At 39.6% G+C, this 8,711-nt stretch carries 9 protein-coding genes; 2 read left to right on the top strand and 7 right to left on the bottom strand.

Going from position 1 to position 8,711, the window contains the following annotated elements:
* Positions 1–328: 328 nt before the first annotated feature.
* Entirely contained in the window at positions 329–1,366 is a 1,038-nt protein-coding gene (locus J8L70_RS15490; protein WP_211056482.1) for a phospholipase A, read from the top strand.
* 43 nt (positions 1,367–1,409) lie between these two features.
* Here the strand turns inward: J8L70_RS15490 and J8L70_RS15485 are convergent, their stop codons facing one another.
* From J8L70_RS15485 to J8L70_RS15475, 3 genes are all read right to left on the bottom strand, one after another.
* Complete coding sequence (locus J8L70_RS15485) at positions 1,410–2,306, bottom strand: bifunctional GNAT family N-acetyltransferase/hotdog fold thioesterase (RefSeq protein ID WP_211056481.1); 897 nt, start codon at positions 2,304–2,306, stop codon at positions 1,410–1,412.
* A gap of 107 nt (positions 2,307–2,413) precedes the next feature.
* Positions 2,414–2,851, bottom strand: coding sequence for a D-aminoacyl-tRNA deacylase (dtd, locus tag J8L70_RS15480; RefSeq protein WP_211056480.1), 438 nt, complete (start codon positions 2,849–2,851; stop codon positions 2,414–2,416).
* A 3-nt stretch (positions 2,852–2,854) separates the two neighbouring features.
* Positions 2,855–3,748 carry a virulence factor BrkB family protein gene (locus J8L70_RS15475; RefSeq protein WP_211056479.1) on the bottom strand — a complete coding sequence of 298 codons (894 nt, stop codon included), beginning with the start codon at positions 3,746–3,748 and terminating at the stop codon, positions 2,855–2,857.
* Between the two features lie 87 nt (positions 3,749–3,835).
* On the opposite strand from J8L70_RS15475, the gene J8L70_RS15470 reads away from it, so the two are divergent.
* Entirely contained in the window at positions 3,836–4,489 is a 654-nt protein-coding gene (locus J8L70_RS15470; protein WP_211056478.1) for a DUF2959 domain-containing protein, read from the top strand.
* A 109-nt stretch (positions 4,490–4,598) separates the two neighbouring features.
* Here the strand turns inward: J8L70_RS15470 and J8L70_RS15465 are convergent, their stop codons facing one another.
* From J8L70_RS15465 to dapA, 4 genes are read right to left on the bottom strand one after another with little or no spacing between them, the layout of a single operon-like run.
* On the bottom strand, positions 4,599–5,720 hold the full coding sequence (locus J8L70_RS15465) for a succinylglutamate desuccinylase/aspartoacylase family protein (protein WP_211056477.1): 1,122 nt from the start codon (positions 5,718–5,720) through the stop codon (positions 4,599–4,601).
* 5 nt (positions 5,721–5,725) lie between these two features.
* Complete coding sequence (locus tag J8L70_RS15460) at positions 5,726–6,931, bottom strand: PLP-dependent decarboxylase (RefSeq protein ID WP_211056476.1); 1,206 nt, start codon at positions 6,929–6,931, stop codon at positions 5,726–5,728.
* Positions 6,931–7,671, bottom strand: coding sequence for a 2,3,4,5-tetrahydropyridine-2,6-dicarboxylate N-succinyltransferase (locus J8L70_RS15455; RefSeq protein ID WP_211056475.1), 741 nt, complete (start codon positions 7,669–7,671; stop codon positions 6,931–6,933). Before J8L70_RS15455 ends, J8L70_RS15460 begins: the two co-directional genes overlap by 1 nt.
* A 23-nt stretch (positions 7,672–7,694) precedes the next feature.
* Positions 7,695–8,579 (bottom strand): 4-hydroxy-tetrahydrodipicolinate synthase, encoded by an 885-nt coding sequence (gene dapA / locus J8L70_RS15450; RefSeq protein WP_211056474.1) that lies wholly within the window; start codon positions 8,577–8,579, stop codon positions 7,695–7,697.
* Positions 8,580–8,711: the final 132 nt, after the last annotated feature.

The following is an 8,711-nucleotide window of genomic DNA, read 5'->3' as shown; positions in this document are numbered from 1 at the left end:
CATTAAAAGTAATGGCTTAGTCACTAAATCACTACTCTAAAGCGCAGCGCCTCTTTGTGCAAATTTGTCTTAATCACTAAAAACCAAAACCATTGCTCACAAAGAGAAGAAAATGAGAAGCTAAAAATACGTTCTAACATGGTAGTCATTACGGCAAGATTTAGGTTGTAAGTTTAAGTAAACTTAGCGTGTTGGCTCGGGTTTTTACGTTTTAAATTGAGTGTAGATGATCGTTATTAGGTGGTTAGTAGTATAATTGGTCATAGTCCATAAAGGTGGCTATGTTATTATATAAAGCAGCATTTACAGTTTACTACAAGGAACTACTATGAATTGGCGTTATATATTTATGATCCCTGCGCTATACCTCTCTTCTGGATTAGCCCAAGAGTCTATTGATAGAGAGAATGAACAAGACAGCGGGATTGATTTAGTCAAGCAATGTGTTCTGAATGAAGTAATTGCCGGCGATGAAAAGCAAACTATAGCTGAGCTGAAAGAAAAATGTACGGCACTGGAAGAATCGAAACAACTTTCCTTTTTAGATAAGCGTATGGCCCGTGAAAAGGTGAGTGGTAAAAACCGCAACGTAATAACGCCACATCGTCGTAATTATATATTGCCTGTGTCATATGTATCCCACCCTAATGCACGCCCGTTTGATGGCTTTGATGAACTTAGTGATGATGATAGTGGTGAACCGTTAGATAATTTAGAAGCAAAATATCAATTATCAATTAAAGTCCCTTTATATGATGGGTTTGATGATGAAGATCAGGGAGTGTTTTTTGGCTTTACTTTACAGTCTTACTGGCAAGTATATAACAAAGATATTTCATCTCCTTTTAGGGAGACCAACTATGAACCTGAAATATTTTGGGTGAACTTTTTAGACTCTGAAAATGTTTTGTGGGGCGATGAAATGGCCATCGTATTGGGCTTCTCTCATCAGTCTAATGGACGCAGTCAACCAAACTCTCGTTCATGGAACCGCATTTATGCTGACTTTATTTGGGAGAATAGGGGCTTCGTATTTAGTTTTAAACCGTGGTATCGCATTCCTGAAGATGAAAAAACAGAATCACTTTCTGCTGATGGCGATGATAACCCAGATATTTATAAATATATGGGCTACTTTGAGTTTTCGGGAGCTTATAGAATGGCTCAGCATGAGTTTAGTTTTATGGCTCGTAATAACTTAAATTCTGAAAATAGAGGGGCTATTCAACTCGATTGGTCATTCCCTTTATGGGGCCGTGTCAGAGGCTATGCCCAGTACTTTAATGGATATGGTGAAAGTTTAATCGATTACAATGCTGATATTGAAAGAATTGGTTTAGGGATTGTTTTAACTGATTTATTGTGATGGTAACCCAAGCTAAGCTCTTTTTTAGCTTGGGTGTATTTTACTAGGCTTGTTTTATAACAAATAACCCTTCAAACTCTGCAACGATATGCTCACCATCATAGATAATCACTGGTACTAAATACGTCGCTTTACCGATGTGAGTAAGTTCTTCTAATTTGCCCTTACAGGTATTTAAATCTACACGAGCTCTTGGCTCATTTAATAATGGCTGTAAGTAATTAATATTTGCATTTGCTAATACTATATTACCTGCTAAGCCAGCCTCTTTTAGTGCAAGGTATGCTGCTCCCCAGCCTGTTAAACTAGCTAAGCTATAGATAGACCCTGCGAACATAGTGTTGTGCGGGTTTAGGTTGGCATTTAAATCTGCTGTTGTTGTAAACTGCCAATCAGTATAGCTCTCTATTTTAATACCCATAGCATCACTTATTGGAATCGATTCACGCCATATATTTTGTAGTGTTTGCGTCCAAGCGGGGTGGCGAAACCAACCGGGCTCTGAAGGCTTTTGCTTGATCATTTTCCAATGTTGGATATCGTTGTAGGCTAAATGTGCTTTTTCTTTTATTTCATAGCCATGGCGCTTATAAAATGTAAGTGCTCGCTCTCTGGCAAATAATACAAGTTCGTTAGCATTTTGAGTCCATGCAAGTTTTTCTAATTCGTGTAGTAAACGGCTGCCGATATGTTGGTTTCGAGCATTTTCAGCAACAGCCATATAACGTACTTGTGCTTGTTGGTGATTATTAAAATGTAGGCGTGCGACACCAAGCACTTCGTGATCATTGTTTTTTATAAAGCGATGCTCTGAATCTTGTTCTAAATCATCTTGCTCAGAGCCGCGAGGTTCGTTCCACGGAGCACGTAGTACTTGCCAGCGTAAGGAATAATAGGCTTGCCAGTCTTCGCTACTTTGAGGGGTGCTCACTTGAAACATAATTACTCCAGATTAAATAAGTTAAAACGTTAATTTTTTGCTCTATAAAGGGGTTAAGCATACGGTATTGTGCTTTAAGCTTAAATACGACTTTGGTGAAGCAGCTGTTAGCTAGTAAGTAAAAATGTTACTGGCCCATCATTACATAAACTTACTTGCATATCGGCACCAAATTGCCCGCAGGCGATTGTAATATTGAGCTTACTTGCTTGGTTTACAAAATAGTTATAAATAGCTTTGGCTTGCTCTGGTGCGGCTGCACTGGAAAAGCTAGGGCGCAATCCTTTTTCGGTATTGGCAGCAAGAGTAAATTGAGAAACAATTAGTAGCTCGCCACCAATATCGTTAAGGCTAAGGTTCATTTTGTCGTTTTCATCACTAAACACACGATAGCTAGTTACTTTTTTAAGTAGTTTATCTGCACTTTTTTCATCGTCAATTCTCTCAACGCCTAATAATAAAAGTAATCCTTGCTGGATCTCGCCTACTACCTGATTGTTGATACTGACAGAAGCACCTGTAACACGTTGAATTAACCCTTGCATACTTTAACCTTCTTTATTTTGAGTATCTAAATTTATATCGGGGGTATCAGGGAGGTTATTTTCGCTGATGCACACTGTAAATTCAGCACCTAATAATACAACGATCCAAGAGAGATAAATCCATACAAATAAAATAGGGATAGTCGCTACAGCTCCATAAATAACTTCATATGAAGGGAAGTGACTAATGTAAAGAGCGAACCCTTTTTTGGTAAGCTCGAATAATAAGGCTCCAAAAAAAGCGCCTGGAATAGCAGCCCTAAAAGAGACTTGAGTATTAGGCACTAGAGTGTAAAGCATAATAAAGCCGACCATAGATATGGTATAAGGAAGTAATTTTAATAAAAAACCGCTAAAGCCGGGGATCCCTTGGTCGGCAAACGAAACAAGTGACACAATATATGATGTGACGCCTATACTGGCACCAAGCAGCACCGGTCCTAAGCTTAATACCATCCAATATATTGCAAATGAGATCATCATTGGGCGTTTTTTCTTAATACGCCAAATTCTATTTAATGTAGCGTCGACATTTCGAATGAGCAGTAATGCAATGGCTGCTAAAAACCCAATCCCTACCGCGGTCATTTGATTGGCATTACCTGCAAAAGAGCTAATATGTTCTTTAATTACATCAGATGAAGTGGGAACAAAGTTGGTAAATAAAAAACTTTCTATAGCTAGACGGGTCGATTCAAAGCCCGGAAATGCAGAAAATATAGCGACGCCGACAGCAATTAATGGTACTAACGATAATAACGTTACATAGGCTAAATAACCTGCATTTACAGTAATCTGGTCATCTATACATCGATTTATATATTGCATCCACCAACCAGGCTGCTGACGAAGGAGTGACTTTATTTGCTGTTTATAATGCTGGAGCTTATCATTCATACAATTAACTTGTGCTAAAATAGTTTTGATTATCATATCAATCAGTAACATAATTTACAGCACTAACGTAACTAATTAGGGATTCTAATGAAAAAACATACTTTGCTTAACGCATCAATTCTTGCGTTTACGCTAGTTTTGTCGGGATGTCAGACGGCATATTACTCAGCTATGGAAAAAGTAGGCGTGCATAAGCGCGATATTTTAATCGATCGCGTAGAAGAAACAAAAGAAGCACAACAAGAATCACAAGAAGAATTTCAATCGGCATTAGAGCGTTTAACGACGCTTATTAATTTTGATGGTGGTGAGTTGCAAGATGCATACGAACAATTAAATAATGATTATGAATCGAGCTTAAAAGCAGCCGATGATGTCACAAGTAACATAAATAAAGTTGAAGATGTTGCACAGGCTTTATTTTCTGAATGGTCTGATGAATTAGAACAATACAGTAACACAACACTGAAACGTGAAAGCGGGAAAAAACTAACCGAAACGCAGCGTCAGTTTAATAAATTACTTAGCTCAATGCGTAGTGCAGAAAGTAAAATGGAGCCGGTTCTTTCGTCATTAAAAGATAATGTTTTATATTTAAAACATAACTTAAATGCACAAGCAGTTACTGCTATTAAAGGTGAATTTACTAGCTTAAAACGCGATATACAGTTATTAATGAATGATATGAATAAATCGATAGAAGATTCTAATCAGTTTATTGAGCAAATGAACAAAGCATAAAAATATACTTTTTGACTGTAAAAAAATAGCGGCTTAAGCCGCTATTTTTATGCTAAGTAATATTACCTAGCTCTCACGCAATGAGACGGGAGTACTATAATAATCAATATTATAGTTCAAATGTGTTGGTGAAAAACTTATATAATTCGGTACCTTGGTTTACGCTTGCAGAAGCAAAGTGGAGTATGGCTATTGCATCGGTATCGAGAGTGAGCGTTTGTAAGGGTTGCGCTTGTAAGTAATTTTCCATTCTTAATATATTCGCTATGGGTTCACCCGCTTTAATATGCCCACCTAGTGGAGCAATATATTCAACCATACCACCAATAGGGGCATAATACGCTAAGTAATCGTCTAAGTGGCATGCGTAGCGTGTAATATCTGTAGGTCGATAATTAGCATCAGTAAATACTGCTTTATAAGTGAGGTAACTTAAAATACTGTTGGCATCGTTTTTAGCTTCTGTTAAGTCTATTCTTTCTTGGCTACCTAGCTCTACCGTAAAGGCTTCAACTTGCACGTCAAATTTTCGCCCTTGGGTTGCGAGCTTTTCTGATAAGTGCCACCACGGACAAAAGCTTGCTTCATCCATTGCACCATCAAAATCATTGGGGATCAGTAACACATGCTCAATATTAAAGTAGTGTGCACTATTGCGTGCAAACGTAGGGCAATATAAGTGCTTGCTTGAAATGGGTCCTGTATGTAAGTCCAGTACAATATCTGCCTGATGTGCTAACTTTTGTAAGTTAAGCGCTATACGTTTACCTGTATTGAGCAAATAAGCAGGGCCATTCAGCTTATTGTTTATTTCACTAATAAGTGATTGTTTAAAAGCACGCTTTAATGCATCGTCGTTAAACCGGCTGTGAGTATTGGCAAACTCGGTTACTAAATCACTGTTATAGTGATACATGCGATTCCAGTTAGTCCCCGTTATTGGGTCGAATCGACCTAAAGTAAACTCCCCTGATTTTTGATTGCAACCAATAGGGTTAGCATAGGGAACTAAGGTGATATCGCCTTTTAATTTTAACTGTTTTAATTGTTCTAACAGCTGGTAAATAACCGCGTTACCTTGCACTTCAGCGCCATGCATATTTGCTTGTATATACACACTCGGGCCTGTGCCATCGCCCTTTAAGCGATATACAGGAATAGTGAGAGGTAGTCCGTTGGCGACTTCACCAACGATGATATTTTCTTGGCTGATAGCCGTTACAACCGTCATTTTAATTACCTTAAATAGTGGCTTGCATCTTCGACTTGGCGTATGCAGCTAATATTACCGTTTTGTATTACGTATTCACTGGCTAATTCATGACATAAAAAATATGGCATACTTTCGCTAAAGCCATAGGCCCCACACTGGCTGAATACTAGCCAGTCTTGCTCGTTTAAATCTTCTGGGAGTGAATGCTCACCTAAGCAATCAAGGGCGGTACATAATGGGCCATATAAGCTCATTGATTGCAGCGGTGCTTGAGATTCTCTTAATAGATTAACTGGAAAATCTTGGCTCGTTACTGCAGGGCGAAGTAAGTGGTTAATACCACCGCTTAAAATAACCTGCTGTTGATTGTAGTTAAGTTTTCGTTCCACAACAGGGTTAGCATAGTGTCCGCATTCACCAACAGCGTAACGTCCTAATTCCATCCAAAGCTCATCAACGCCAGCATCTTGTTTTATTTTTGCCAATGCTTGAATCAGTTCATCCCACTGTAAAGTATTATCATCACGGGTATAAGGGATGCCTAAGCCACCGCCTAAATCGAGAATTTTTAAGGTGATATTTAACGTATTTGCCAGTGCTGTTAGCGGGTTAATCATTTGCGACCAAAGCTCACTCAGCTTTTGCGTACTTAACATATTGCCCCATTGGAAAATATGCAAGCCATCAAAGTGAAGAGCAGGGTAGTCGGCTGTATTTAGTGCTTGCCATTCATCGCAACCTAGCCCAAACGGAGTAAGGCTATCGCCACCAAGCGGGTTTTTTTCTCCCTCAGGCCAGCGTAATTGTACTCGTAAAAGTACTTGTAGTTGTATGCCTTGTTGTTGTGCGTGCTGATTTAACCAGTTAACTTGATTAAGACTTTCGGCAACAAAAATACGCACACCACGGGCAATAAAGTGTTTGATTTGCTTAGGGCTTTTTGCAGGCCCTGTATTGAGCACGCGCTCAGAACTAATACCTTGTGCAAGTACTTGCTCAAGCTCGCCTTTGCTTGCTACATCAAAGTTAAAACCAGCATTGTCTAAGCTTTGTATAATTTTAGATAATGGGTTTGCTTTTACCGCATACCAAAGCTTTACGTCGGTTTGCGCCATTAAACGCGCTAAATGTGTATTTAGCTTATCTAAGTCGTAAACAAAAAAAGGCGTATCAAGTTGCTGCGTAAGTGTACTTACCGCTGTTTTGATAGGCGTGCTCAAAAAATCCATTATCGTAAAACCTCTTCTAATAGCAATGAGGCATCACTTTGCTCGTCACGATACTTTACAATAAGCGCACACGACATGCTTAACCCTTGCTCTCGTGCCCATTCATTTGAAGCTGGGCGCGAACCTGGTATCACAATCGCATACTCAGGGATAGGCTCGCCTTTATCAAGCTGTCGCTCATTCACGCAATCGTATACAGGGATAGTCGCTGATAAACGAACACCTGGCGCTAGTACGGCGCCTTTTTTCACTACTACGCCTTCAACTATCACACAGCCTGCGCCGATAAAAGCATCGTCTTCCACAACAACAGGGCTTGCACCGATAGGCTCAAGGACACCGCCTAATTGCACTGCAGCACTTAGATGTACGTTTTTACCTACTTGTGCACATGATCCAACTAAAGCATGGCTATCTACCATAGTACCTTCGTCGATGTAAGCACCAATATTTACATATGCAGGTGGCATAATAATGGTGCCTTTTGCTACATATGCACCACGACGAACACTTGAGCCGCCTGGTACCATGCGTACACCATCGTTTGCGGTAAACTCTTGTGGGGCAAGGTTATGTTTATCTACGAACCCGCCTGCAAACTCTGTATTTGTGCCATTTTTAAAAGCTTCTAATATTCCTTGTTTTACTTCAACGTTCGCTTCCCATTGACCGTGTTCGTTTTGTGATGCAGCGCGTACAGCGCCTGATTCTAAATCGTTTAGTAGTTCTAACCAGCTCATTTTTAAAAACCTGTATTTAATGTTTAATGCCAAGATAATATGGTGTTGTTTGCATTATTAATGCAATCGGTTTGAGTTAACTCAAGGTGTGTTAAAGGTGGACGCAAATAAGGGCTGTTTAAGCGGCCCTGTAAATGCATTAATACTTTAACGGGGATTGGGTTTGCCACAGCAAATAAGCTATTAATTGCGCGTGTCCACTGGGCAAATAAATTAGGGTGCTGACCACTTAAGCTTCGCAAAACAAACTCATGTGTTTGCGTAGGCCATGCATTAGAAGCGACAGATACTAAACCTTTAGCACCGGCTTGAGCAAAATAAGGCATCAGCGCATCATCCCCGCTAAATAATGCTAAGTCAGGTGCTGCTTGGCGGTAAGCTTCAAATTGTGCAATATCGCCACTGGCTTCTTTTAAGGCCCATAACTTATCATTTGATGCTAAATTTTTAATGGTTTGTACGGGGATGCTTACGCCACTGCGCCCAGGGACATTATAAAGCATACATGGATGCGCACTTTTACTTAGTAAGCTTTGATACCAATGAGTTTGTCCTACCTCGCCGGGTTTAGCATAAAGAGGTGAGCCTAATAAGTAGCTATGAATAGGGAGTTTATTGCAAAACGAAATCCATTCTTGTTGTTGTGCTAAATTACTACCGCCTACCGCAACCATTAAAGGGACGTTGGGAGTTAATTGACACACGTGCTCAACAATATTTTTTTGTTCTTGCAGGGTCAGGGCTAAACCCTCACCGGTGCTACCTAACAGTAGTATCCCATTCTTTGCCGCTGCTTGTTCATTTACAAGTGCGGTCAACGAAGTGTAATCAACATCACCTTGTTGATTAAAGGGTGTAACCAGTGCAGTCCACAACGGGTAATCGTTTAAATTGAAGTTGTTGATCATCTCTCACGAACTTTTATGTTATTCGAAGAGTTAAAGAGGAGATATATTTGATAGCGCCGCATTAACATGATTCGAATTTATTATTCGAAGAGCGAATGGGCTTAGAACAATAGGGCAGAGGCCTTATTATTT

Origin of the sequence: Pseudoalteromonas sp. MMG010 (assembly GCF_018100905.1) — a bacterium.
Taxonomy (GTDB): Bacteria; Pseudomonadota; Gammaproteobacteria; order Enterobacterales; family Alteromonadaceae; genus Pseudoalteromonas.
Note: the sequence above shows the minus strand (reverse complement) of the source record. Positions and strands in the feature narration are given on the sequence as shown.

Excerpts from the sequence above, each read along its gene's own strand:
- J8L70_RS15490 (WP_211056482.1), top strand. The coding sequence starts at position 329 with ATGAATTGGCGTTATATATTTATGATCCCTGCGCTATACCTCTCTTCT.
- J8L70_RS15475 (WP_211056479.1), bottom strand. The coding sequence starts at position 3,748 with ATGAATGATAAGCTCCAGCATTATAAACAGCAAATAAAGTCACTCCTT.
- dtd (WP_211056480.1), bottom strand. The coding sequence starts at position 2,851 with ATGCAAGGGTTAATTCAACGTGTTACAGGTGCTTCTGTCAGTATCAAC.
- J8L70_RS15470 (WP_211056478.1), top strand. The coding sequence starts at position 3,836 with ATGAAAAAACATACTTTGCTTAACGCATCAATTCTTGCGTTTACGCTA.
- J8L70_RS15485 (WP_211056481.1), bottom strand. The coding sequence starts at position 2,306 with ATGTTTCAAGTGAGCACCCCTCAAAGTAGCGAAGACTGGCAAGCCTAT.
- J8L70_RS15460 (WP_211056476.1), bottom strand. The coding sequence starts at position 6,931 with ATGGATTTTTTGAGCACGCCTATCAAAACAGCGGTAAGTACACTTACG.
- dapA (WP_211056474.1), bottom strand. The coding sequence starts at position 8,579 with ATGATCAACAACTTCAATTTAAACGATTACCCGTTGTGGACTGCACTG.
- J8L70_RS15465 (WP_211056477.1), bottom strand. The coding sequence starts at position 5,720 with ATGACGGTTGTAACGGCTATCAGCCAAGAAAATATCATCGTTGGTGAA.
- J8L70_RS15455 (WP_211056475.1), bottom strand. The coding sequence starts at position 7,671 with ATGAGCTGGTTAGAACTACTAAACGATTTAGAATCAGGCGCTGTACGC.